Consider the following 26,091-nt stretch of genomic DNA (forward strand, 5'->3'; position numbering starts at 1 on the left):
AAGAATGAAGAATTATGGATTCATATTTATTACATGATGCCAATGCAGGCAATAACTTTAAAATTATGATGATGATACAAAAAGAAGGAATGAAAGGATATGGCATCTACTGGATGCTGCTTGAATTCCTAAGGTTACAGAACGGATATAAAGCCGATCTGAGGGTGCTGCCTATCCTGGCACAAAAGATGAGAGTGACAGTGACTACCTCAAAGCGAATTATCTACGATTATAAACTCTTTGAGGTGGACGATACAGTATTTTCATCGCCCGGGCTTATCCTGCGCATGAGGCCACTGGAAGCCAAGCGTGAAGCGAACAGAGAGGCAGGCAAGCATGGAGGACTGGCTAACCAGCAGAAAATCAGGGAGGCAAAGGCAAGCAACGCTTTAGCAACAAATAAAGAGAATAAAGATAATAAAACAGCCCCCTCTATATCTCCCCAAGGGGAGACAGTGAAGAATGAGGAGATTCTTCTTGTTCCTCCGGAGTATGCACTCAACCGGCAGACGCACAACTACGAAGGATTGATCGCAGAATTGGAACGGCAAAAAGTTGCATCCATAAAAGAGAAAAACGCTATTCTCAGACTGACGGACTTCGGAAAATTAGGAGGCAAAATTTGGAAAATCATCTATGACATCAACAGTTCACCACAAATGAAGGCACGAATTGTTATGCCGGGAAAATATATCTTAAAGTTACTGCAAAACTAAGAAAAATCTCAAAGAGGTTAGCTCTCCCCCAAGAGCAACCTTTTTACTATTTTCAAATCAATCAAGCCCAAACTGCTTTCTGCAATAAACAAAAATAGATAGATTTTGCTTTTTACTTTAAACAAATTCGTATATTTGCTACATAAATCACTTTGAATATGGATAGAAAACGCCATGATAACATTTCCGAATGCTAAAATAAATCTGGGACTGAACATTGTAGAGAAACGTCCTGATGGATATCATAATCTGGAAACAGTATTCTATCCCGTCCCCATAGAAGATGCGTTAGAAGTCAATATATGGAATGAAAGCACGCAGAAGTTTCGTCTGCATCAGGCGGGATTAGAAATTGCGGGAGAAGCAGAAAACAACTTAGTAGTGAAAGCTTATAAGCTTTTAGATGAAAGATTCAACCTTCCTCCCGTAGATATTCACCTATTCAAGCATATCCCTTCCGGTGCAGGATTAGGCGGCGGTTCATCGGACGCAGCTTATATGCTGAAATTGCTGAATGAAAAGTTCAATTTGAAATTGTCGGATGAGAACTTAGAAGAGTATGCCGCCAGATTAGGAGCGGATTGCGCCTTTTTCATCCGGAACGCTCCAACCTATGCAGAGGGAATAGGAAACATCTTCTCTCCTATTTCCTTATCCTTAAAAGGATATCAGATTGTTTTAGTAAAACCGGATATCTTTGTATCCACTCGTGATGCTTTTGCGCAAATAAAGCCTCATCGGCAGGAAATTCCATTGAAAGAAGTCATAAAGCAACCTATAGAGGAATGGAAAGAACGAATGGTGAACGATTTCGAAGAAAGCGTATTCCCCCAATTCCCCGCTATCAAAGAGATAAAAGAGAAACTCTATCAAGAAGGAGCCATATATGCGGCAATGACAGGGTCCGGTTCATCCGTATTCGGATTGTTCAAACCGGAATATAATAAATCTGTTAAAGAAGATTTCGGAGAAAAGGCCTTTGTATACCAAGGAACATTAAAATAAATAAAGGGACTCTTCACAACAGCATGGAGAGTCCCCCTATTCTTAATAACTTTTTATAATCCAAGAAAAGCATTAAACTGTGCAAAGATTTCTCCACAATCCCCGCGAGGTAGCCTGTAATTTACTTCTGATTTTTCTATTGGAATGTGAAATGGCGGAAAAACATCTCTCAATTTATTGGCTTTAATTTTATTGCCTGAAATTTGTTGGGCAAGTTTGTTTATATCAAGCGCATTGATTGGCCATTTATCATAGCAGTCAGAAGCTATTAATCGGGTACTACCCATAAATTCATCCCATTGCTTACAAAAAGTATCAAATTGTCTACAAAGATATTGCGCGATCCCCAAAATACGTGTATCATCCCAGTCATGAGTTCCGTTAAATACATCTGCCTTAAAATTCACTGAAACCTTCGATTCGTGATAAACATCTCCTACTTGTCTACATACTCGATAAAAGATATCTACCGGGAAGAATTCATCCGATTTTCCTTGCAGGAGGTACATTGGTTTAGGTGCAAAACACCCCAAAACCTGCCACATCTCCACTTTTCCAATAATTCCCGGAACAATGTTACAATGGCAATGCCGTTTCTCCTTGCGGGCAACATACTCGAACGTAGAAGGATAGCCAGATGAAATCAGTACAGAGAATTTTTCAGGTACAACAGATGCCAAGAATAGTCCCAGCGCCCCTCCACCAGAATTACCACATACAGCAATCTTTTCGATATTAAAATTTCTTTGCTTTCTTATCCAATTGAGCCATCCTATGGTTTCCATAACTATCAATCCCTGTACAGTCAGTCCACACTCAAAAACTCCGGGAGCGGAATAATGTCCCATGAAATGACGTTCACCCTGACCAATATTGTCCGGTACTAATACCGCAATGCCGCTGGAAGCCAAATATTCTGCCATTTTCCGATAAGCAGGATAGAGTTTACCGTTATTTCCATGTCCGCAAGCCAGCAATACAACAGGTAAACCTTTATCCGCATCATTATTGGACGGAATATACAAATGAGCTGCACCGTAACAATTATTCCACGAAACGGATTGCAAATGCTGCACTATGAAGTCCCGATTTCGTGTGACTCCATTTATTCGGGTCTTAATCACCGGAATCCATTCCTCTTTTATGGCAAGTGACTTTCGTACAATTTCCTTAATTTCCACTCTATCTTTCTCCAACCAAGGAAAAAGTCCGGGTAAATGATGTCTTGCCTCAAAACAACTATCATAATAAACAAAAAAATCGCGTAATCCATTTGTAAACTTCGAAGCCAGATAAGCTGGTTTTTGAGCATACCCCCAACCGGCAATCAACAAAAATAGAATTACTATATTCTTTTTCATAAAGTTGTCCGTGTAATTCAATCTTAAGACTTATCTCTATTTCATTCCATGTGAAAGACTTCTATAAGTGGAATACTTATTGGAGAATTATCCGGATTGACTTCCATTATATCAGCCATATAATCCCACCATTTTTGTACAATAGGAGTATTTCCCATTTCTTGGGATGAAGCTTCTCCTTTGATCTTCTGACAAGCATAAAGGATATTGGTATCCTTATCCCAATAAATGGAATAATCATAAACTCCGTTTTCTGACAATAATTGTTTCAATTCGGGCCATATCTGTGCATGCCTTCTTTCATATTCAGCTTCGCACCCCGGCTTCAAAAACATTTTAAATGCTTCTCGTTTCATAATTATTTATTGTTTTGTATCTACTTCCAATACATATACTTGTTGGGGAACCGATTGCTTCACTTTCTCTCCGTCTCCCTGTGAGGTACATTGTACAAAAAGATGCAGCATTCCCCGCTTGTTCCACAAATTTGTATCATAACTTGGTTCCCATGCATCAACCGAAAAATCCGTCAGATCACTCACATTCCAGTTCCCTTTTGAAAGGTCACCCGAGTATGCTACCGTCACCCGGCTATTACGGTCTACATCACGATATATATAATATATTCCTTTTCCCCGGGTGTCAACAGCCAAACGAGGACGTGACATAGGAATCATCTTGGTACCGCGCCCACTTAATGTAAAATCCGTATGCCTATCGGCAACCTTTACCATTTGCCAATTTCCTTTTCCTATGAAGACTAATCGATATTGCGGACAAGCATCTCCGGGTTCTTTCCAATATGCGGCAATAAAAGGATTGCCTTCTTTATCAGTAGCCATACTTGTCTGGTTTATCAACTCACTTTTCTGAGGAATTTTAAATGCATATTCTGCATTTCTCACATTAATGGGAAGATGATACCGCTCACCGGTTGACTTCTGCCAAGTGATTCCTCCATCCTTGGAACAGGCATAGCATAAATCATGGTTCGTCTCTACAGCAGACGTCTCACGCCACACCCAGGAAACATGTATGGTTCCTTTCCTGTCAACACACATTTGCCAGTATGCATTTCTCTGTCCTTCACCATCAATCAAAGTATCCTGCAAGCGCTTCCACTGGCCTTTCCGCACATCGTACCTATTCAGTACAAGATTGCCCTGACCGGACTTACCCAAACGGTAAGCAAACAGCAAATCACCATTTTTCAATGTATAAAATTCGGGATAGGTCACCTTCCTTTCATCTTTACCCAACATAGATTGCAACGTATCCAGCCGGAGGGAATAAGCCTCCACACTTTTACAATATTGCAACGGAGCATTGTGATGATTGAAAGCCACATGCAGATAACCTTTACCGTCGATACCAATACTGATAACGTTGTGGGCATCCTCGCATTTTCCTTTATAAGGTGAACGGAGTATTTCAAAACGGTCGTTTCCTAAACGGCGTTTCCCCAACGTCAGATATCCATCTTCGTCATAATAGGCAATAAATTGCATATTTCCTTTCGAAGTAACGGAGTTTGTCCGAAAAATGGCAGTATTAACAGACGTACTGCTATATCCCATACCAGCTTTGACCAGTTTCTGAGCATGTAACAGAGAGACACTCCCCAACAGCCCGCATATGAGTAACAAAATATTTCTATACATAATATTTATGCTATTTCAATTTATATATTTCCGAAGCGGCTAACAAAAAGCAGCCTACTGCAAAATCCTCCGGTTCATGTATACAATCGTAAGTTAAGGGCTGACCGGCCTTAGGACTATTACTTCTCCCTTGCATATATCCCAATGCACCATTCGGATGCATACAGTCCTTTACCAAAGCATTCCAAGCTTTCAAGGTCATTGGCAGATATTCGTCACGATCCAAAATACCATTCCTTATTCCCCATGCCAAACCATATACAAATAAAGCGGTACCGGTACCTTCCTTTCCACCAAAATTACCGGGATCATGTAGGCTTACATTCCAAAAACCGTCTTCGCGCTGGCAAAGTTTAATGGCCTTGCTCATCTGCAAAAAGTCTTTCAGATAATCCTTGTAATGCTTATCTTTTCGGGGAATCAGATTCATGACACGCGCCAGCGCAGCGTATGCCCATCCATTGCCCCTGGACCAGTAGCAGTCTCGTCCGTTAGGCTCTTTATAAGGCGGGGCAAATCTCTTATCGCGATACCAAAGCCCGTCTTTACGATTGTACAACCCCTTATCGCCATGATGGTTGCGTGTGAATGAATACAAATCCCACATCTTGTCATAATAAGATTGTTCTCCAGTCAGTCTGCCCAACTTAGCAAATACAGGCATAGACATCTGGATGGCATCTACCCACCACCAGTCATCGTTCTGAGGTGTATTCACCATCATGTCAATGGATAATTTTATATCCTTGATTTTATTAGGATCATCAGGACAAATGTTATACAAATCAATATAAGTCTGCCCACAACACTGATTGTCTGCATGACGAGTAACAGTCCCTTTATCCAACCCCCATTTATGGAATTCCGCCCATTTCAATGCATAATCGTAAAATTCCTTTTGGGGATAAATAGCATGAAAAGCCATCAAACCTTCAAAATATACAGCCCTCGTCCATATATTGCTTGGCCGTAAGGTATGTACAAATGTAAGTTGACAAGGATCCGGATATTTGACCATAAAATAATTATTGGCCAACAGCATGTGTTTCAAAGTTTCTTCCTGCTTCGGTATTTGCTGTGAATACAGCGCAAGAAAATTAAAGAACACAATAATCGGTAGAATTACAAACTTGTTTTTCATAATAAACATTTCATTAATCAAAATTAAAAATCAGACTCCGCTACAAGCCAGAAAGCCTCCGTCAATTGGTATGGTAATGCCGGTTACAAAGCCGGAAGCTTCTTCATTGATAAGCCAGTTCATACAACCTACCAGCTCTTGCGCTTCCCCAAAATGCTTCATGGGTGTTTGACGCAAAATGTTACTTCCCCTTTCCGAAAAGTTACCATCCGGAGTCATCAACAGCTTACGGCTCCTGTCATTCAGAAAAAATCCCGGAGCAATGGCATTCACACGTATATGGGCCGGTGCCAGATAGGCAGCCAACCATTGGGTGAAATTTGCAATACCTGCTTTGCTCAAAGCATAAGCCGGTACCCGCGACAAAGGCCGATAAGTATTCATTGATGCAAAATTGATGATACATCCTTTGCCCAACCGAACCATATCCGGAGCAAAAACCTGACAAGGAATAACCGTGCCCATAATATTTACATCAATCACATCCAAGAAACGGCTCATGTCCAGATTAAAGAAACCGCGCAATTCTCCTTGCTCCTCTTCCAATTCCCGTTCGTTAAATTCATTGATATTAGTCACTGCCTCCGGCTGGTTACCTCCCGCCCCGTTAATAAGAATCGAACATGCACCAAACTGTTCGTTAATCAAAGCATGTGCCCTCTTTACTTCCGCTAAATTACGAACATCACACGAAACAGACAAAACATTCCCATCCGCCTCTTTTATCATCTTCTCCGTCTTCCGCAACTTTTCCAGACTACGACCTATAAGGGCTACTCGATAGCCCTTCCGAGCCAAGTCTACAGCTAACTCCGAACATAACGTACCACCGGCTCCCGTAACGACAGCCACTTCTTCTTTTTTTATATTGTTCATACCTATTTCCTCCAATTTTTACAATTTCTATAACAAATGTCTCTTACTATATCGCCTAATAAAGTCATATCCGACGGGAACTCTCCGCTGACTACCTTTTCACCAATAAACCGGCAAAGCACCCTGCGGAAATATTCATGACGCGAGAAGGAAAGTACACTCCGTGAATCTGTCGTCATACCGACAAAACAGCTCAAAAGTCCATAAGAAGATAGGGACTGCAATTGTTGCGTCATTCCTTCCAAATGATCATTGTACCACCAGGCAGGACCAAATTGCACTTTTCCTAAAATACCACTGCCCGAATATGAACCGGTCAGTGTGGCAAAAACAGCATTGTCCGCCGGATTTAATGTATACAAAATGGTCCGAGGCAACGAATCCTCCTCATTCAATGTGTCTAGGAAGCAAACCAAACTGTTCACATCGCACGCCGAACCGATCGCTGCATATCCTCCCGCCGGACCAAGCCGTGTCCGCAACTGAGTATTGGTATCCCGTTTGGCCCCAATATGTAATTGCATGTTCCAGTTTCTCCGTGCATAGCAGCGCCCCATGAACAACAAGACATACGACTGTAATTTCACCGTTTCCGCAGGAGAGATTTCCCCAATCTGCAACAATTTACCGAATAAGGACGAAGCCTCTCCCGATAAAACCGGTACAAACCTGAAACCCGCATCCAAAGAATGGTCGGCGTACTCGCATCCTGCATCAGAAAAAAGGTTCAGACGAATATCTATTGCATTCAGATAATCTTCCAGACACTTTATTTTCATACCTGAAAGCTCCGCTAACTGCGAAACGAAATCCTTGAAAGAAGGAGTTGTAAAAGAAATTACCGAATCCGCCCGCAGCGAAGGCTTCACTATAATATTCTGAGGTTGTAGGGATGCCTGGCGATGCCAAGTGAAATCGGCCAATAAATCATCGGAAGTACATAACATTTCCACCCGACATTTCTTCAAGATGTCCAGCATTCCCCATCCCGGCTGCCGGAGGATGTCATTGCACACCTTCCATATCTCCCCCGCATTTTCCCGATTCAAGATTTCGTCAATACCGAAAAAGCGTTTTAACTCCAGACATGACCAATGGAACAAAGGATTACCAATGGTACGTGTGAATATGGAGGCCCACGTATCATACCGTTCTTTACCGGATATGCCAACCCCTGTAATCATCTCTTCGTCAATACCGGCTATACGCATCACACGATGTTTGTAAGGATCAGCATGAATCCACAATTCTGCCAAATCAACGAATTTATGATTTTCTGCCAGTTTTCGCGGGTCCAGATGGTTATGAAAGTCTATAACCGGAAGATTTTCAGCAATCTCATGATAGAGTTGCCTGGAAATATGGGTCGTCAGCAGAAAATCCTCATTAATAAAACTATCCATACTCAAGCTGCTTTAAAAATAGCCACCATTCTTTACCATCTCCTGAGCAGAAAAGCCTTCATGTACCCAAGTACGCATCTCCCTCTCCTGCTGCTTGATAGCTTCAGCTCTCAACAATACGTCATAGGCGATACTACGCGGAATGGCTACCACACCATCCACATCACCAAAAATGACATCTCCCGGCTTTATATAAACTTTTCCAATCCTAACCGGTATATTATATCCTGTTATTTTAGTTCTCCCTAAAGAACCGTTCGAACTGCGGTAACGGTAGAATATAGGAAAGTCTTGCTTCAATACCTGAATCGTATCACGCAGCCCACCGTTGACCACAGCACATCTTGCTCCGCGGGCTATAGCGGAAGCTGTCATTACCTCTCCCCAATGAGCTGCTTCATCTTCATTACCTGCGTCCCATACCACACAACAATTTTTCGGCATATCATCCAGCATCTGTGCCCTGATATCCATTTCCCCCTTGACAGTGGGGTCCGGATTACTGCGAATAGTGAATGCGATGCCTGCCGCACGCATTTCAAACTGCAATGGTAAGATAGTAATCGGCAAGGCTTGATCCATCAATGTGGCTTCACGCAAAACATCGTTTACGGCTCCTGTATAAAGATTTTCGTAACGTTCACACAATTCTTGATCTGAAATCGGAAACTCTATACCATCTATCCTATCCAATTTCTCAATCAATTTCTCTAACTTCATTAAATTATTGTCCATAATCATTTTTATTCTTCTAATAAACCTTTTAAATATCCTGTCGCAAATATATGTCCCAGCATCTCATACGCCGGATTTTCTCCTGACTCACCAGCCATAACAGGAGCATGGTCTGTACGGATCACTCCATCAAACCCAATTTCCTTATATGCACGCATGCAGGCTTTCATGTCAGTCTGCCCTTCATCATGGAATGTCTCTTCAAAAGCATCTGCATCTCCACGTATATCTCGGAAATGGACAAAGAAAATCTTCCGACCGAAATGTCTTATCAAAGAAGGTATGTCCTCATTCATGGCTGCAAAAGAACCTTGGCAAAATGTTATCCCGTTGTAATCGCTGGGATAAAGTTCTAAGGCTTTGTCGAAATTCTCTACATTTCTAAAGATACGCGACACTCCCTGCAAGGAAGGTACCGGAGGATCATCCGGATGAAGAGCCAGTTTCACTTTACATGCTTCTGCTACGGGTAATACCTTATCCATAAAGTATTTATAATTGTCCCATATCTGTATGTCAGTTTGTGTCCCGGCTTCAGTCAACTGCGGGGCTGCCTGCATCAATTTTGAATCAAATGCCGTTACCAGTGCCCCACCTCTCCCCTTTTTAGCAAAAGAGGTACGATACCAACCGGATTGGGGCATGAAATTGTAACATAAAACAGGAATATCCAAAGCCGCCATATTTCTCAGTACTTGCTTGAATATCTCTATTTCTTCATCCCTGCCTGGCAATCCCAGCTTAATCTTATAATGGGGAGGAGCCGGTTCAATCACTTCAAGCTTCAGACCTGCATCATTCAAACTCTCTTTAGCATAAAGCAGAGCCTTGAAATCCCACGGTTTCATATAATACCGTTCGGCAGGCAATGCCGCTACCGCATATTCTACACCCAATTGGGTTGCAATCTTCCACTTTACCGATGGCAAAGTAGGTAAATACCATGCTAGTTTCATTATTTACTTTTTTATTTTCAATTTATAAACAACACACAGAGCCACTGCCAGTAAAAGACTCAAAATGCCGGCGCATAAACTCAAATCTCCACCCATAGAACGTAGATTGGGAATGCTCATTCCTATAAAAAGCCCGCCGGATACAACAAGAGATACCAACAGTAATATCATCAGTGCTTTAACATATTGCGATGAAATGGAAGGAACCTTTTTAGGGTCTATATTCACACTCAAGGCATCAAACAGTTCATCCACTTTCACTTTGTCTTTCATATCCATCTGCCCATAAACCGGCAGATAATAAAGAACCAAACAAACTATTAACTCGATAAGCGTTGCCATCTCCCAATCCACTTCGGGAAGTGCATTCAAGACAATCCCTACTACAATTCCAGCACTGATCGTAATTATAGCCGCCTTGGCATTCGGCTTGCGGCTTACAATACCCAATACCAAAGGAATACCTATAGGAATACAGAATATTCCCGTAAACAGTTTATTGGCTTCAAAAGCTCCTCCAAACCCTTCGATATAGATAGCACCTACTGTAATCAGTGCTCCGATAACCAATGTAGACCAACGAGCCACAACCAGAAGGCGTTTTTCAGCAGCTTCCGTATTAAACAACCGCTGATATACATCCTTTGTAAAAACACTCGACATAACATTGTACTCGGCATTCAGTGAAGACATAGTTGCCGCAAACATCGAAGAAAACATGATACCCATAATACCGGCAGGAAGCAAGCGAATGGCAACCGATATATAGGACATCTCCGGATTCTCCAGTTCCGGAACTATTAAAGAAGAGGCAACAGCCGGAATGAGGAATATCGGGGTAAACACTAAAAAGAGGATACCCGTCAGAACTCCCATTTTCTTAGCTGCTTTTTCGTCTTTCACACAAAAGAATTTCTGAATAAATGTCCAGTTCTCATTGTATTTTATCATCGTCATTACATAATAGATTGCCAACCAGAAAAATGCTCCTTTGGGACCATTAAACCACGTCATCTTCTCAGGGATCTGTTGATAAAGTCCACCAATACCTCCCACTTCATGTAAGGACACGGGCAGCAGTACACAGGTGATAAGTATTAAGATCACAAACTGTACCGTACTCATAATCGTTACAGTCCAGATACCGCCAATAATATTGAACAGCGTAACAATTACACCCGAAATGATGATGGCCCATTCCAATGACAGAGGAGTGACTACAGTAATGAAAACACCAATAGCATACAACCGCACCATATTGTCTAACAGCCTCACCAGTAATCCTACCCACGTCATTATTTCACGAACAGAGAAACTATAACGCTGTTCCAAATATTCGATGGGAGTGACGCAACCAGTCCGCCGCCAACGTCCGCCAAGCCACAGGCTGCCAATGATACATGCCGGTACAGTGGACCAAAATACCGTAACAGAGACCAACCCGTACTCGTAAGCAATCCCGGCATAAGCCACGAAGACAAACGTACTGAACAATCCCATAAAATTGGTAACGGTAGCCATCACCCAGGGGATAGTGCCATTTCCCTTGAAATAAGCACCGACATCTTTAATAAACCAACCGAAAGATAAACCTATCCCTGCCATCAATAATATATAAACACCAATGGCCCAGTAATCCAGTTCCTGTAATTGTAACTCCATAGCCATTATTCATATTTGATTAAGCTCTGGTCAACGACCATAATCGGAGAATCATATACCGGAAGATTGCTAAAACAATACTTGTCTCCGTGCTTACTTATATCACCGGCAGGAATCTTATAAACTTTACCAGTCAACAAATCTACCCATACAGGATTCTTAAATTTTCCCCCGGCCACTTCCACATCCACCGGGGTAGTCTGATTGAAGTTTGTAGGAGTAGCTTCATCGTACCATATCAGGAATGACTGTAATTCACTCTTTTCATCTTGATAGGCAAAAAGACTATAAGGATAATCCGTCTTTACCTCAAACCTATGTACATCTACCGAATGCTGTAACAAATCGAACACCGAAGCCAGATGTTGTACGGCATAATAAACCACCTTTGCCCGAACAACCTGGTTTTGTTCATTAGTTTCCAACAGGCCTTTTACATTTTTCTTCTTGATGGCATCATTACCGCCATAGTTCATATCTGCAATACTGAATATCCCGGTAGCAATATCCCGCCCGTGATCACCGAGCATTCTTCTCAAAGCCCATTTGGCCTGCGAGACTTCCGACCATTGATAAGCTCCTAAAGCTCCACCCATATATCCTTTGGATGGTGCACCGTTCTCACCTTGCCACAATTTGATATGATCTGAATATTTTTGTATAACTTGCCGCATCTTCTCAACCTTCGGATACACATCTTCCGGCCGGAACACATACTGATGATACGAAATCCAATCAAAAAGTTCCAATTTCCCGCGTTCCTTAAAATCCTGCATACATTTCTCCAGAAATTCTGCATCGGCAAAGGCCAATGCCAAAGCAGCGATCTTAGCATCCGGCTCTATTCGCTTTATAATTTCTGCCGTACGAATATTCAGGTCCGTCAGACTCTTATAATCCTTGATCTGTTCTTTATTGATATCCGGCTCATTCCAGATTTCCCATTCATAAACCTTACCTTTATAATGAAGAGCCATAGCCTCCACCCATCTGTTCCAAGCAGTTTTTCCCTCTTCGGAAGTAGGCCAACCTCCTTTCAGATAGGGGGTTCCCCCACCTTCATAGATGGGGTTCCCATAAGATGCCTGTAACCAGATTTTTATTCCACGTCCAACTGCATCATTTATGATGGAATCCAACCAGGCAAAATCATAAACTCCCTTTATCTTTTCTGTTTTGGCCCATCCGGCTTGCAACCGTATCTTTTTAAGACCCAAAGGAACGATATATTCTTTATACTGATGGTAGTCGGCATAATCCCTATCCAGCACCTCGCATCCTAAAGTCAGATCGTTTTTTACCTCATGAATACTTTTAGGAGATAGTACACCGATCACTTCATACGGTACGGCAAGATTCGTTTTCACCCGTCCTTCACTAACCGGTGTATGGGTACATGAGCTTACAACCCAAAGCAGCAAAAAATGACATAAAACATTTATTTGATTCCTCATTTTCAATTCCTTTTAAAAAATTATAGTTAGAAACTGTATTATTCTTGTTTATTATATCAGTAGTTCCTTAGTTCTTATAACCTGGATTCTGTTCCAATACAGCATCTTTATTGGCTTCTATTGCACTGTAAGGTATCGGAAACAGTTCATGATAATCTTCCACACGAGGTCCGTTGAGCGTATTGTATTTACGAACACGTTCTACATACTTGCCCAATCGTCCTAACGTAATTCTGCGGAATTCCTCATATACCAATTCGCGTGCACGCTCATCCAGAATATAGTCTATGGTGACCTCCGATGCAACTACTTCAGATGTATGAGCACGGTTCCTTACTTCATTGATATCGTTTGCTGCCTTTTCTTTGTCTCCTTTCATTAAAAAAGCCTCTGCCCGTAGCAGATAGGTTTCAGCCAAACGTAGCATATATTGGTCCAGATAAGTAGCACCGGCAGTTGATTTCAGTGTTTTCAGTGCCGGATCGGCATACAGGGCTTCAGGATGTTCACCCGGAGTTGTAATCTTAGTTGGCCACGGATACCAACGCCAAGACTGTTCTTCCAAAAGTTTACTCTTCGTTTCAGGAGCAATAATACTTTTACCATAATACTTGGAAGTAGGCAAATCATAATAAGCATCACGTACCACATTGTATTTGGAATTACGCATATCATTGCTAAAATCGTCGCCCCATACCTCATACAACCACCAATGGGTATTTGACATATTGGAAACTCCACGCCCCCCCACATTGGCATCCGAACGACCATTCGAAGAAAGGAAAGCTTTCTTTCCTTCCGGATCAGTACATGAATATGTCACTGGTGCGGCAAACCGTTCCAGATAATAGGGACGATAAGAAGTTGAAGTCAGATAACCACCTTCTACATCCGGCTCCATCTGAATTACCCATAATGCTTCCGTATTACCCGAAGTTTTTCGGTTCTGATTTTTCCTTCTGAATAGATCCCAATAGACATCTCCTTCTTCCGATTTGTGAGACCCGAACCTGACTTTCATCAAACCTGTATTGGGATTATCAATCACTTCAGAAGCTAAACGAATAGCATCATCGTAGAGTCCCAACGATATACAGGTCTCAGCAAGGTAATGTTTTGCCACTAGATTGGAAATCTTTCCATCAACTACAGTATGAATGTCAGGAAGTACAGTTGTTGCTTCCAGGAAGTCATCATACATAGCTTTCAATACTTCCTCTTTCGAGTTCCGGGTGAAGTCCGTCTTTGGAGAGACATTTTCCTCAAGCACTAACGGAACACCACCGAAAATATAAACCAACGTACGATAACCGAATGCACGGAAAAATTTGGCCTCGGCAGCCACTTGGGATTTTTGTTCCGCGTTCAGTGAACTACCTTCTATACGACTGATGATGGTATTGGCATTATTAATCAGTTTATACTCACGATCCCATACGTCTGCCACACCAGCTTGCTGAGGAGTGAGCCAGTCTTTAAGATTGCCCATGAAATTATTATTGTCACGCGCATTCTTGGCTACATCTGTTTCCTGAAAGAAGACGAAATCACTATTATAGAAATTCGCACGTACTTTCGCATACAAACCTGTTAAGGCTGTTTCATAATCGGCATATGTATTATAGGCATTCTCCGGACTCAAGAAGTCCAGCGGCTTCTCTTCCAGAAAGCTGCTTTCGTTACAAGAGAAAACAAAACATGAGAATAAAAAGGCAATTCCTGCATTAAAAATATTCTGTCTCATAATTCAATCTGTTAAAAAGTTAAATCTATACCAAAAGCATAAGTACGCATTACGGGATAAGAGTCTGTGGTGAAACCAATACCGGCTTCAGGATCCCAACCATCCCAACCTGTAAAAGTCAAAAGGTTCTGTCCGCTAATAAAAAGCCTCAGATTACTCACACCTAACTTTTTAGTCCATCGCTGATCAAAGTTATAGGATAACGATACATCTTGCAAACGGACAAAGCTGCGATTTTGCATCCGATTCGTATCTACGGTAGGAGATAGCCAAGCTGTTGCAAACTTAGCATTCGGATTTCTTGGTGACCAATAATCATAGGCAGTCAGCCAACTCAGGTTCTCGGCATTACCTATCGACTTTCCAATATAATCAGGTTTGGCAATCTTCGACCGATATCCGTTCTTACCTCCCTGAATGGTATTGATGAAAAAACGTAATTCAAACCCTTTATAGCTAAAATCATTGGAAATACCCATCATGTAAGCCGGTTCTTTATGCCCTAGAATCACCCTGTCTTCACCAGCCGTAATCTCTCCATCGCCATTCTGATCCTTAATTTTATAGGTTCCGGGATAAAAACCCTTCATAATAGTACCATTCTCTTTATCTGCCAACTGCCAGATACCTTCCACTTCATAGTCATAAATGGTTCCCAACGATTCTCCGATAAACAGTCCGCTGGCTACCAAGTCATCTTCTTTACCGTCTCCATCAGTATCCTGTCCCAGTAAAGAAACCACCTTGTTCTTATTCGTTGAAAAATTCAGCCGGACATTCCATTGAAAATCTTTTGTTTTCACAGGAGTACCACCGAGTACTATTTCCAAACCTGTATTCTGTAACTTGCCCACATTGCTGCGTACACTGGAAAATCCGGTCATCGTCGGAATAATAACATCCCATAACAGATTCTTTGTGGTAGCTCGGTAAAAGTCTATACTTCCAGTCAGCCTCTCCTTGAAAAAGGAAAAGTCAATACCAACATTATACTCAGCTGTCGTCTCCCACTTTAAATCTTTATTGGACATGCGCATAACAGTAGAACCGATGGACGTACTTGCACCATCGCCAAAAACATATTTCGAGCCTGCATTCAGTTCAACCTTTGCTAAGGAACTGTAACGTGAAGTTTGGTTACCCGTCACACCAAAACTAGCTCTGAGCTTGAGATTATCCATAAATTCCGCTTCGGACAAGAACGCTTCACGAGACAATACCCAACCCAAACCAACAGAAGGAAACAGACCGAACTTGTGATTCTCGGCAAAGCCACTAAAACCATCACGACGTAATGTAGCTGTTAACAAATATTTGCTATCATAATTATAAGATGTACGAAGCATTTGATAAAGGTTGCTCTCCTTATAAGCTGACGAACGTATGGTTTGTATGATAGCCTGTCCCAAATCATTATAACCAGTTACCGTACTAGTATATTGTTGTCCTTTTGCCAGGGTATTGTCATAGGCCTGCCTGCTAGCACCATACACAAACGTTGCATTAATAGCATGCTTACCAAAAGAATTGGTATAATTTACAATATTATCCAGCAACCATACAGATGAATTATCGTGCTGCTTTGATGCTTCTCCTTGTTGACTGGCCTCATACCGACTATAATTATATAAATTCTTGGCATCAAGCGTATAATTATAATTCAAGCGATAGGTCAATCCTTTGATCCAAGGTATACTAACCAGTCCATAAACGGTTGTATTTATCTGATGACGCTTGTCTGAATTTTCGACCATATATTCCAAGAAAGGATTCATAGTTAAAGTTCCATTCGGATTGGTAATCCACTCACCATCCGCATCCTTGGGAGTCACTACGGCCGGCATACGAATAAGAGCATTCATATTGGGGGACTCTCCGGAATAGTCCAAAACGGAGAAAAAAGTATTAGTACCCACCTTCAGCCAAGATGTAGCTTGCACATCAATATTAGCTCTGAATGTAGTACGCTTATATTTGTCATTCTTTACAACTCCTCTTTGATTGGTCCAACTACCGGAAAGGAAATAAGAAACATGTTCGCTACCACCATTGATATTCACCATATCAGTAAATAAATGCCCAGTCTGCATAGCTTCATCCCACCAGTTAAAATCTGTACCATTCTCTATTCCATCCAACTGTTGCACATTCAGTTGTGACTTGGAAAAATCCCAGTCCGGATTTGGAACTAAATAACCGGATTCCTTGGTATAGGCTGACTCATATTCGATATCACGTACTTTCTGCATCCATTCTTCCCGGTTCAATGGCCGGTAATCGACTGTCGGATTACTGAACGCCCAACTACCTGAATATGATATCTTCGGTTTTTGAGCTCTTTTACCTTTTTTAGATGTAATCATCAATACACCATTAGCTGCTTTCGCACCATAAACAGCCTTACTGCTCGCATCTTTCAATATATCAATGGATTCAATATCACTCGGATTAATATCAGAAATGCGCCCACCATATATAATTCCATCCAATATAATTAAAGGAGAAGTACTACCATTAATAGTGGTTTGTCCACGCACTCCGATTGAAGGATCTTCACCAGCTGAATTGGTCTGCCCTATTTGCAATCCAGCCACCGTTCCATGCAAAGATTGCATAATGCTTGTATTCGGCGAATCTTTCATTACATTCAAATCCGCTTTAACCACAGAACCAGTCAAATCTGATTTTTTCATGGTTCCATAACCAATCACAACAACTTCACTTAAGGTTTTTGAATCCTCAACCAATGAAACATTAATCATGTTTTTCTCTCCTACCGGTATCTCCTGGCTTATGTAACCTATATACGAAAATACCAAAGTAGCAGTTTTAGAAACAACCAAAGAATAATTTCCGTCCAAATCGGAAATCGTACCTACGGAACTCTCATTTTTTACCGTAACATTCACGCCTACCAAAGACTCTCCGGTACCGGCATCCACAATTTTGCCTTTTACACCATGCTGAGCAAAAGCCGTGGTGCAAACAAACATACACAGTAGCAAATAACACTTTGTTTTCATAATATAAAATTTAATTTTTCAATGCAAAATTACTATTAGTCTTTTAGGATCAAAATAATCAGCAGAAAAAAAATGCAATTTCTGTTGTAGAACATAAGAATAAGCCATCAAAAGGGCTCTACACGAGGACACACACACAATAGTAGTTAAAAACAAAACCTAAAAATTGGCAATAGAATTATAATTCCTAATTTTGCATTATAAAACTATAAAAAAATAACTTTTATATTATAGATATGATACAAGTCATACATCGGGCCCTAAGCATTCTTGAAGTAATAGCTTCCAGCCCCAAAGAAGACCTAAGCTTGTCCGAAATTGCAGATTCACTTCAATTAAACCATGGAACATGTGCCAACATATTAAAAACATTGGTAAACAGAAACTATGTAGAACAGATAGGCGCAAAGAAGGGATACAAACTAGGCTATATGGCTTATCAATTAACCAACTCATATACCTATTATGCTGAACTAAAAGAAATCGCAAAGCCTCTTATTGAACGGCTTCGGGATAATATAAATGAAACGGTTATTCTCTCCATTATTGAAGGGGGGAAACGAATTTTATTATATGAAGCAGAATGTACCCATGAAATCCAGGTCAGAACCACCCAAGAATCCAGCGTTTATAAAGCTACTACCGGAAGAATGATACTAGCCCACTACTCTCCAAAGGAACTAAACTATTTCACAGGAAAATACGGATTACCTGATAAAGAATCGTGGCCGGAAATAAAGAATGCACAAAATCTGGTTGCTGCCTTAACTGAAATTAGAGCCAAAGAAGTAGAAATCACTTCCAATGCTAACCATGTTGTCAGCCTAGCAACTCCTATTTATAAAAACAAGACGATCATCGCAAGTCTGGGGATTTACTTGCCAGATATTCGGTTTGAAGAAATTACTAAAATAAATATTGTCGAAAAACTTAAAGAAACAACATTTCTATTGAATAAGGCAATAGAAGAACAAGAATAAAAAATAAGCCCTGTCTCCCGACAAGGCTTATTCACAACACAAACACAAAATAAAACACGACAAAACTACTATGCAATCTTACCTGTCTATGCCGGGGAGGCATAAGTACTAGTTACGGATATTCACATATACATAAACAGCATCAGGCTGATTTGCAACATATAAACAAATGCGGGGAAGCATTTGTTCATTCCCTATTTGTTAATAAAAACAAAAATCTCTTTTACCGCTTATTGAATACCCCTCTCACGAAGCTTCAATTGCCAGTTCCATGCAGAACGCAATGTATCTTCGATGGTTTCAACAGCTTTCCAACCCAACTCTTCATTAGCGAATTTAGGATCGGCCCATACCTTTTCAATATCTCCCGCACGACGACCGACAATCTGATAATTCAGTTTCACACCAGTTGCCTTTTCGAAAGCGTTAATCAATTCCAATACTGAAAGACCGCGTCCCGTTCCGATATTAAACACTTCCACTGTTTCCTTTTGTTTCTTTTCCAAAATACGGCGGATAGCAATAACATGTGCTTTTGCCAAATCAACTACATTAATGAAGTCGCGTATACAAGAGCCGTCGGGCGTATCATAATCATCACCAAAGACGCTCAGTTTCTCACGGATACCGATAGCGGTCTGGGTCAGATAAGGTATCAAGTTCTGAGGCACACCATTGGGTAACTCACCGAGCAATGCTGTCGGATGCGCACCAATCGGATTGAAATAGCGCAGCAAAATTGCATTGATAGGAGCACCTGAAGCCACTGTATCGCGAACGATTTCTTCATTGATCTGCTTCGTATTACCGTAAGGAGATTCAGCTTTCTTAATCGGGGCTTTCTCCGTTACCGGCAATTCGTCCGGCTGACCGTAAACTGTACAAGAAGAAGAGAACACAATACCTTCCACTCCGTGCTTTGGCATCAACTCAAGCAGGTTAATCAATGAAACCAGATTATTGCGATAATAAAGCAATGGTTTCTGAACCGACTCGCCTACAGCCTTACTGGCTGCAAAGTGGATGATGGCTTTAATGCCTTTATATTTAGTAAACACAGCGTCAAGACCAGCGAAATCCAAACAATCCAATTTTTCGAATGCAGGACGAATACCTGATACTTTTTCGATGTTATCAACTACATCGGCGCTAGAGTTTGACAAATTATCTATTATCACTACTTCATAACCTGCGTTTTGAAGTTCTACTACAGTATGTGAACCAATATAACCGGTTCCACCTGTAACCAAGATTTTTTCTTTCATCAGTGATTTATTCTTATAGGTTATCATCGTTGTGGCGGCAAATTTAAGGAAATTAATTTTAGATAAAAAGAAAAAAGAGTATTTTTTTAGTTTAAATTAAAAAGGGGCAGAATTTCTTCTACCCCTTATCTATTACTGAATGTTCTTTTTTTCAGATCTTTACTACACCGGAGAATCCCATGAAAGCCATAGCCAAAAGACCGGCTGTAATTAAAGCAATCGGAGTTCCTTTCATGCCTTTCGGAATATTCACCAAACTCATCTGTTCACGCAAACCCGCAAAGAGTGTCAGTGCCAAGCCAAAGCCAATAGCAGTAGAGAATGCATAAACTACACCCGTCAACAGGTCATAATCCTTTTGAATTACAAGAATGGCCACACCAAGAATACAGCAGTTTGTAGTAATCAAAGGTAAAAATACACCCAGTGCCTGATATAGGGAAGGTGATACTTTTTTAAGAATGATTTCTACCATCTGAACCAAGGCTGCAATTACCAAAATAAAGGTAATTGTTTGCAGGTATTCCAAACCGAAAGCATCAAGAACAAACTTTTGAATAAGGAATGTCACTATAGTAGCAATAGTAAGTACGAATGCTACAGCAGCCGACATACCCAATGCAGTTTCCACTTTCTTGGATACTCCGAGGAACGGACAAATTCCCAGGAATTGTGACAACACGATGTTGTTAACAAAGATTGCCGAAATAAATATCAATATATATTCCATACTAAGTTCTTAATTATGCTTTTTTAAAGCTGTTAATCAATGCAATCAGATAACCCAACGCGATGAACGCACCCGGTGCAAGTACGAATATCAACATACCGTATTCTTCAGGAAGAATAGTCAGATTGAAGATTTTACCTGTTCCCAGGAACTCACGTACGGCACCCAACAGAGTAAGAGCCAAGGTAAAACCAAGTCCCATTCCCAAACCATCGAAGAAAGAAGCTACCGGAGTATTCTTTGCAGCAAAAGCTTCGGCACGTCCCAGTACGATACAGTTTACCACAATCAGCGGAATAAACAGACCCAGCGTAGCATACAGAGCAGGAACATAAGCCTGCATCACCATTTGCAACAACGTTACAAAAGATGCGATAACTACGATAAAAGATGGAATACGCACCATATCAGGGATAACATTCTTAATAGCCGAGATTACAATATTAGAGCAAATCAACACGAACATGGTTGCCAATCCCATACCCATACCATTAATGGCGGAAGAGGTAGTACCCAGCGTAGGACACATACCAAGCAGGAGTACAAACGTAGGATTCTCTTTAATAATCCCGTTCATCATAACTTTAAAATTATTCATATCTTCTACTCCTTTCTTTATTTAGCGCTGATGGAATCCGTAGCCTCAGTAGCTGCGTTTTCAGCAGGTTCAACAACTTTTTGTGTAGCGCCCGTAGCAGCATCAGACTCATTCTGACCCGCATAAGCAGCATAAGCAGCATTCACAGCATTCAGGAAAGCACGTGAAGTAATGGTAGAAGCGGTAATAGCATCTACCTGTCCCCCGTCTTTGCTAACAGACAAAGGGGCCTTACCCGGATTCATTCCCTTAATACTTCCTTTGTTACCTTCTTTAAACCAATCGGCAGCTTTGGAACCCAATCCCGGAGTTTCCGCATGCGACAACAAAGAATAATCTATAATGTTTCCTTCTGCATCAAAACCGACCAGTACCTTCAGTTCACCGCCAAATGCCATTGAACTGGCTTCTACAGCAGCACCAATAAATTGTCCGTCTTTCGTTGCAGGATACACGGCATAATCCACACCATTCACAGCCTGCACCTTTTTTTCCGCAATCGGATCGTTATCAAAACCAGGAACAACCGCACTTACCGCATCACTCAATGTCTTTGCATTGGCTTGTGCAATAGGTTCTTTCGTCAGCTCATTTACATATGCCAGCAACGCCACAGAAATAGCGGTAACACCCGTGAGTACCAGCAACATATTCTTCAAGGATGATTCTAACTTTTTCATTTCTTCTTCGCTACCTCCCCAAAGCGTTTAGGTTTACAATATGTATTTATCAACGGAGTAAAGGCATTCATAATCAGGATGGCGAATGACATACCCTCAGGATAAGCACCGAACAAACGGATAATCACTGTCAGCAGACCGATACACACACCATAGATCAACATCCCTTTCTTGCTCATCGGAGAAGTGACATAATCCGTAGCCATAAAGATAGCCCCCAACATCAAACCACCTGTAAGCAGTTGAAGCACCGGAGATACATATACTTCCGGATCTACCAGATGCATGATACCTGAGAATACAAATACTGTTGCCAATATAGAAATAGGAATATGCCAGGTTATAATTTTCTTCCAAAGCATATAAGCCAATCCCAACAGCAATGCCAAGGCACTTACTTCACCCAAGCAACCTCCATTATTACCAATCAATAAGTCAAAAGAAGAAGGCAAATCTTTTAAAGCTTCTATATTTCCACCGGCAATCTGCTTCATCAGGTTAAGAGGTGTAGCCGCCGTCGTTGCATCTGTATAAGAAGTCAACTGTCCGACAACCGGCCAGCTCGTCATCTGCACAGGGAAAGAGAGCAACAGGAATACACGGCCTGCCAATGCGGGGTTGAACGGATTACAACCCAGTCCGCCAAAAGACATTTTACCGACACCTATTGCAAACAATGCACCCAGAATAATAATCCAGATAGGCAGATTGGAAGGTAAGTTGAATGCCAGCAACACACCTGTGATTACGGCAGAACCGTCACAAATAGTCGTGGTTTCTTTCTTTAAAAGGAATTTGCCGATAGCCCATTCAAAGAACAAACAGGCAGCTACCGAAGTAGCCGTAACAATCAGCGCACCCAGTCCGAAGAAATAGAGTGATACGAGAAATGCAGGAATCAATGCAATGAGCACGCCATACATATTCTTTTTCACGCTGTCACCACCATGGACATGGGGCGAAAGTGATACTATTAATTTATTTTCCATACTTCGTTATTTTTTAGCTTGACGTGCACGGATGATCGCTCCTACTTTACCTTTACCCAAACGGCAATAGTCCAGCAACGGACGGTTCGCAGGACAGGTGAACTGGCAAGAACCGCACTCGATACAATCCATTATTCTTTCTTTCTCCATTCTCTCGAATTCAGTATGTTCAGCAAGCGCCGACAACAAATAAGGCTCCAATCCCATCGGACAAGCACCCACGCACTTTGCACAACGGATGCAAGGTTGAATTTCACCACGCTTGGCTTCCTTATTGTTCATTATCAGAATACCAGAACTACCTTTAGCAGTTGGTACATCTGTATTTATCAACGCCTTTCCCATCATCGGGCCACCACCGATAATCTTACCTGTATCTTCGGGCAAACCACCGCAAGCATCAATCAACTGCTTCATCGGTGTACCGATACGTGCCAGGAAGTTGGAGGGTTTTGCCACCGATTTTCCTGTTACGGTAATCACACGTTCAAACAATGGCTTATTCTTCTGTACAGCTTGATATACGGCAAATGCAGTACCCACATTCTGTACCACAGCACCTGTAGAGATAGGCAATGCGCCACTTGCTACCTGACGGCTGGTGATGGCATCAATCAACTGCTTTTCACCTCCTTGCGGATATTGCACTTTCAAAGCAACCACCTCGATACCTGCATAGCTGGAAGCAACTTTTGTCATCAACTGAATAGCATCCGGCTTATTATTTTCAATACCGATAAATGCCTTATTAACCTTTACGGCCTTCATCAGGATAGATACACCTACCATAATTTCTTCTGCATGTTCCAGCATTAACTGGTGATCAGCTGTCAGGTAGGGTTCACATTCTACGGCATTAATGATCACACATTCTGCCTTGAATGCAGGCGGCGGACAAAGTTTCACTTGAGTAGGGAAACAAGCACCACCCAAACCTACAATACCGGCATCGGCAATCTTTTTCACAATTTCTTCAGAGGTAAGATTACATTCCTTCACCAAAGTTTCTGTGCGGTCAATGCTTTCTTCCCATTCGTCACCTTCTACGTCGATAAAAATAGCTGGCTTCGGATAACCGCTGGCATCGATAATCGAATCGATCTTAGCAACCTTGCCGCTGACAGACGAGTGAATGGCTGCAGATACAAAACCACCGGGTTCAGCAATCTTTGTGCCGACTTTCACCACATCTCCTTTAGCCACAAGCGGTTTTGCAGGTGCACCGATGTGCTGTCCCAGCAGAATCACAGCTTTAGCAGGAACTTCCGCCTTGATGATGGGCTGATGTGCTGAAAGTTTATTTTCGTGTGGATGAACACCACCGATTGAAAATGTCTTCAACATACAATTCTGTATTTTAGTCGTTTATTACTTCTTGATTATTAAGCTTCCGCCTTCGGAGTTTCCACCTGAGGGGTTTCAACTACTTTCGGGGTTTCTACAGCCTTAGGAGCCTCTGCTGCTTTAGGTGTTTCTGTAGCTTTTGGCGCAGCAGCTACTTTAGCAGCAGCCGGAGCAGCACCTTCCGCCTTCGGCTTGCGCGGCGGGAAATTGAGTGCGACAATCGTGTTCTGCGGACAAACTTCCTCGCACTTACGACATGATTTACATTTGTTCGGGTCAATGTAAGCCAGATTATTCTCCAGCGTAATGGCCTCGAACGGACAAACTTTCACGCACTTGCCACAACCGATACAAGCAACCGTACAAGCCTTACGCGCTACGGCACCCTTGTCTTTGTTCACGCATTGCACATAGACACGGCGTGACTTCTTACCCTGCGGGCGGATTTCAATAATATTCTTCGGGCAAGCCTTTGCACAAGCACCACAAGCCGTACATTTGGCTTCATCCACTTCCGGAAGTCCTGTTTCGGGATTCATGTGGATAGCATCAAACTGACAGGCTTCCACACAGTCGCCACAGCCCAGACATCCAAAACTACAACCTGTTTCACCACCATAAAGAGAAGCTGCAATAGCACAACTCTTCGCGCCATCGTACATATTTACACGCGGGCGATTGGCACAGGTTCCATTACATCTCACAACCGCAACCATCGGTTCGGCCGCAGTAGCATCCAAACCAAGGATTTCGGCAATTTGCGTCATGACAGGTTGTCCGCCTACCGGACAGAATTTTCCGTCCAACGAACCTGCTTTTACACAAGCATCGGCAAAACCACTACAACCCGGGTAACCACATCCACCGCAATTTGCTTGAGGCAACACCTCTCCTACCTGTGCAATTCGCGGGTCTTCGTACACGGCGAATTTCTTGGAAGCGATATACAGAATAGCAGCCGAAACCAGCGCTATAGCTCCCAATGAAATCACTGCAATCAGAATTACATTCATAAATTAGTTATTTATTTAATTATTTGTTTTTAATGTTCTAATAGTTAGTCTATCGGCTTTATGGAAAAAGAGAACTTTTTCCCCATACGTGTTTTATTCAGCCATAATATATAATAGTAAGGTATAAGGAGAGCTAACGAACAAATCGCAGAGAGAAGTTCGTCGTTCCAGATAGCCATAAATATAAAGAGAGAAATAATCAGAACACAGAAAGGTATTATAAAGGCCAGTAACACCGCCATCATCCCCATGGATAGTTCTCCGAAGACGATTACCCGGTCACCGGGTTGGTAGGAAGATGCATCATTACTGATTACATCAATCATTTTTTCTTTGGTATCAGCCGAGGCACAATGTCCTTTAGCGCTACACGCTGCACAAGCTGACGTTTGGACAATTCTCACCATAACATGAGAACCGTTTATGTTTTCCACAATACCTTGATGTTTTATAATATCTGCCATTTTGCAAACTGTGCATTACAAATTGCGGCAAATTTACGCATTATTTGTGAACTGCAAGGCTTTCACCTACTTTTTTATGTGTACGCTAACGCACTTTTTCCCGTTTTAACTGTTTTTCCTCATTTTTTTCACAGGAAAAGCCAGAAAAGCTGTTAAAAAACAGGGATTGATGTATCACTTTGCACTATTGTTCAAAAGAAACAGCCTCATTTACTACATTTATACTATACTCATTGGCAGGAATCAGAGGCTGCTCAGCATCCTGTCAGATCCCTACCAAAAAAGGTTCAC

Annotated in this window: 23 protein-coding genes; 3 read left to right on the forward strand and 20 right to left on the reverse strand. The window is 41.7% G+C overall.

What is annotated here, in order from left to right:
• The first annotated feature begins 14 nt into the window (after positions 1-14).
• Both DW182_RS13750 and ispE read left to right on the forward strand, forming a co-directional pair.
• The gene (locus DW182_RS13750; RefSeq protein WP_118295878.1) at positions 15-716 is read left to right on the forward strand and encodes a DUF4373 domain-containing protein; all 702 of its coding nucleotides are present in this window, start codon (positions 15-17) and stop codon (positions 714-716) included.
• 174 nt (positions 717-890) lie between these two features.
• Positions 891-1,721 carry a 4-(cytidine 5'-diphospho)-2-C-methyl-D-erythritol kinase gene (ispE, locus tag DW182_RS13755; protein WP_118295879.1) on the forward strand — a complete coding sequence of 277 codons (831 nt, stop codon included), beginning with the start codon at positions 891-893 and terminating at the stop codon, positions 1,719-1,721.
• Positions 1,722-1,774: 53 nt separating this feature from the next.
• On the opposite strand, the gene DW182_RS13760 is transcribed toward ispE, so the two are convergent.
• The 12 genes from DW182_RS13760 to DW182_RS13815 all read right to left on the reverse strand — a co-directional run bounded on the left by DW182_RS13760 (position 1,775) and on the right by DW182_RS13815 (position 17,737).
• Positions 1,775-3,082 carry a S9 family peptidase gene (locus DW182_RS13760; protein ID WP_147400126.1) on the reverse strand — a complete coding sequence of 436 codons (1,308 nt, stop codon included), beginning with the start codon at positions 3,080-3,082 and terminating at the stop codon, positions 1,775-1,777.
• A 41-nt stretch (positions 3,083-3,123) separates the two neighbouring features.
• On the reverse strand, positions 3,124-3,438 hold the full coding sequence (gene rhaM, locus DW182_RS13765; RefSeq protein WP_007663220.1) for an L-rhamnose mutarotase: 315 nt from the start codon (positions 3,436-3,438) through the stop codon (positions 3,124-3,126).
• Between the two features lie 6 nt (positions 3,439-3,444).
• Positions 3,445-4,743 (reverse strand): BNR repeat-containing protein, encoded by a 1,299-nt coding sequence (locus DW182_RS13770; protein WP_044532883.1) that lies wholly within the window; start codon positions 4,741-4,743, stop codon positions 3,445-3,447.
• A gap of 10 nt (positions 4,744-4,753) precedes the next feature.
• A complete protein-coding gene (locus DW182_RS13775) occupies positions 4,754-5,884 on the reverse strand; it encodes a glycoside hydrolase family 88 protein (RefSeq protein ID WP_118295881.1) in 1,131 nt (376 codons plus the stop codon).
• Between the two features lie 30 nt (positions 5,885-5,914).
• Positions 5,915-6,760: an SDR family NAD(P)-dependent oxidoreductase gene (locus tag DW182_RS13780; protein WP_044532875.1), complete on the reverse strand. Its 846-nt coding sequence runs from the start codon at positions 6,758-6,760 to the stop codon at positions 5,915-5,917.
• Between the two features lie 2 nt (positions 6,761-6,762).
• Positions 6,763-8,163 carry a glucuronate isomerase gene (gene uxaC, locus DW182_RS13785; RefSeq protein WP_118295882.1) on the reverse strand — a complete coding sequence of 467 codons (1,401 nt, stop codon included), beginning with the start codon at positions 8,161-8,163 and terminating at the stop codon, positions 6,763-6,765.
• A 12-nt stretch (positions 8,164-8,175) separates the two neighbouring features.
• Positions 8,176-8,898 (reverse strand): RraA family protein, encoded by a 723-nt coding sequence (locus tag DW182_RS13790; RefSeq protein ID WP_021966967.1) that lies wholly within the window; start codon positions 8,896-8,898, stop codon positions 8,176-8,178.
• Between the two features lie 8 nt (positions 8,899-8,906).
• Positions 8,907-9,854, reverse strand: a complete 948-nt coding sequence (locus tag DW182_RS13795) for a mannonate dehydratase (protein ID WP_021966968.1) — start codon at positions 9,852-9,854, stop codon at positions 8,907-8,909.
• A 3-nt stretch (positions 9,855-9,857) separates the two neighbouring features.
• Positions 9,858-11,516 (reverse strand): sodium transporter, encoded by a 1,659-nt coding sequence (locus tag DW182_RS13800; protein ID WP_233564159.1) that lies wholly within the window; start codon positions 11,514-11,516, stop codon positions 9,858-9,860.
• Positions 11,517-11,521: 5 nt separating this feature from the next.
• Positions 11,522-12,970 carry a hypothetical protein gene (locus tag DW182_RS13805; RefSeq protein ID WP_118295884.1) on the reverse strand — a complete coding sequence of 483 codons (1,449 nt, stop codon included), beginning with the start codon at positions 12,968-12,970 and terminating at the stop codon, positions 11,522-11,524.
• Between the two features lie 67 nt (positions 12,971-13,037).
• Positions 13,038-14,714, reverse strand: a complete 1,677-nt coding sequence (locus DW182_RS13810; protein WP_007663241.1) for a RagB/SusD family nutrient uptake outer membrane protein — start codon at positions 14,712-14,714, stop codon at positions 13,038-13,040.
• An 11-nt stretch (positions 14,715-14,725) separates the two neighbouring features.
• Complete coding sequence (locus DW182_RS13815; RefSeq protein WP_233564160.1) at positions 14,726-17,737, reverse strand: TonB-dependent receptor; 3,012 nt, start codon at positions 17,735-17,737, stop codon at positions 14,726-14,728.
• 236 nt (positions 17,738-17,973) lie between these two features.
• Between DW182_RS13815 and DW182_RS13820 the strand changes: the two genes are divergently transcribed.
• Complete coding sequence (locus tag DW182_RS13820; RefSeq protein WP_007663243.1) at positions 17,974-18,717, forward strand: IclR family transcriptional regulator; 744 nt, start codon at positions 17,974-17,976, stop codon at positions 18,715-18,717.
• Positions 18,718-18,947: 230 nt separating this feature from the next.
• Here DW182_RS13820 and galE read toward each other — a convergent pair whose 3' ends face one another.
• From galE to DW182_RS13860, 8 genes are all read right to left on the reverse strand, one after another.
• A complete protein-coding gene (gene galE / locus DW182_RS13825) occupies positions 18,948-19,982 on the reverse strand; it encodes a UDP-glucose 4-epimerase GalE (RefSeq protein WP_044534918.1) in 1,035 nt (344 codons plus the stop codon).
• Positions 19,983-20,133: 151 nt separating this feature from the next.
• On the reverse strand, positions 20,134-20,712 hold the full coding sequence (gene rsxA / locus DW182_RS13830; protein WP_007663245.1) for an electron transport complex subunit RsxA: 579 nt from the start codon (positions 20,710-20,712) through the stop codon (positions 20,134-20,136).
• 13 nt (positions 20,713-20,725) lie between these two features.
• Positions 20,726-21,310, reverse strand: coding sequence for an electron transport complex subunit RsxE (gene rsxE / locus DW182_RS13835; protein ID WP_007663246.1), 585 nt, complete (start codon positions 21,308-21,310; stop codon positions 20,726-20,728).
• A gap of 17 nt (positions 21,311-21,327) precedes the next feature.
• Entirely contained in the window at positions 21,328-21,990 is a 663-nt protein-coding gene (locus DW182_RS13840; RefSeq protein WP_007663247.1) for an RnfABCDGE type electron transport complex subunit G, read from the reverse strand.
• On the reverse strand, positions 21,987-22,979 hold the full coding sequence (locus DW182_RS13845; protein ID WP_007663248.1) for an RnfABCDGE type electron transport complex subunit D: 993 nt from the start codon (positions 22,977-22,979) through the stop codon (positions 21,987-21,989). Before DW182_RS13845 ends, DW182_RS13840 begins: the two co-directional genes overlap by 4 nt.
• 6 nt (positions 22,980-22,985) lie before the next feature.
• Positions 22,986-24,323 carry an electron transport complex subunit RsxC gene (gene rsxC, locus DW182_RS13850; protein WP_007663250.1) on the reverse strand — a complete coding sequence of 446 codons (1,338 nt, stop codon included), beginning with the start codon at positions 24,321-24,323 and terminating at the stop codon, positions 22,986-22,988.
• A gap of 38 nt (positions 24,324-24,361) precedes the next feature.
• Entirely contained in the window at positions 24,362-25,336 is a 975-nt protein-coding gene (locus DW182_RS13855; protein ID WP_021966978.1) for a Fe-S cluster domain-containing protein, read from the reverse strand.
• Between the two features lie 44 nt (positions 25,337-25,380).
• Entirely contained in the window at positions 25,381-25,800 is a 420-nt protein-coding gene (locus DW182_RS13860) for a SoxR reducing system RseC family protein (RefSeq protein ID WP_044534790.1), read from the reverse strand.
• Positions 25,801-26,091: the final 291 nt, after the last annotated feature.

The organism is Bacteroides sp. AM16-24 (genome assembly GCF_003471885.1).
Taxonomy (GTDB): domain Bacteria; phylum Bacteroidota; class Bacteroidia; order Bacteroidales; family Bacteroidaceae; genus Bacteroides.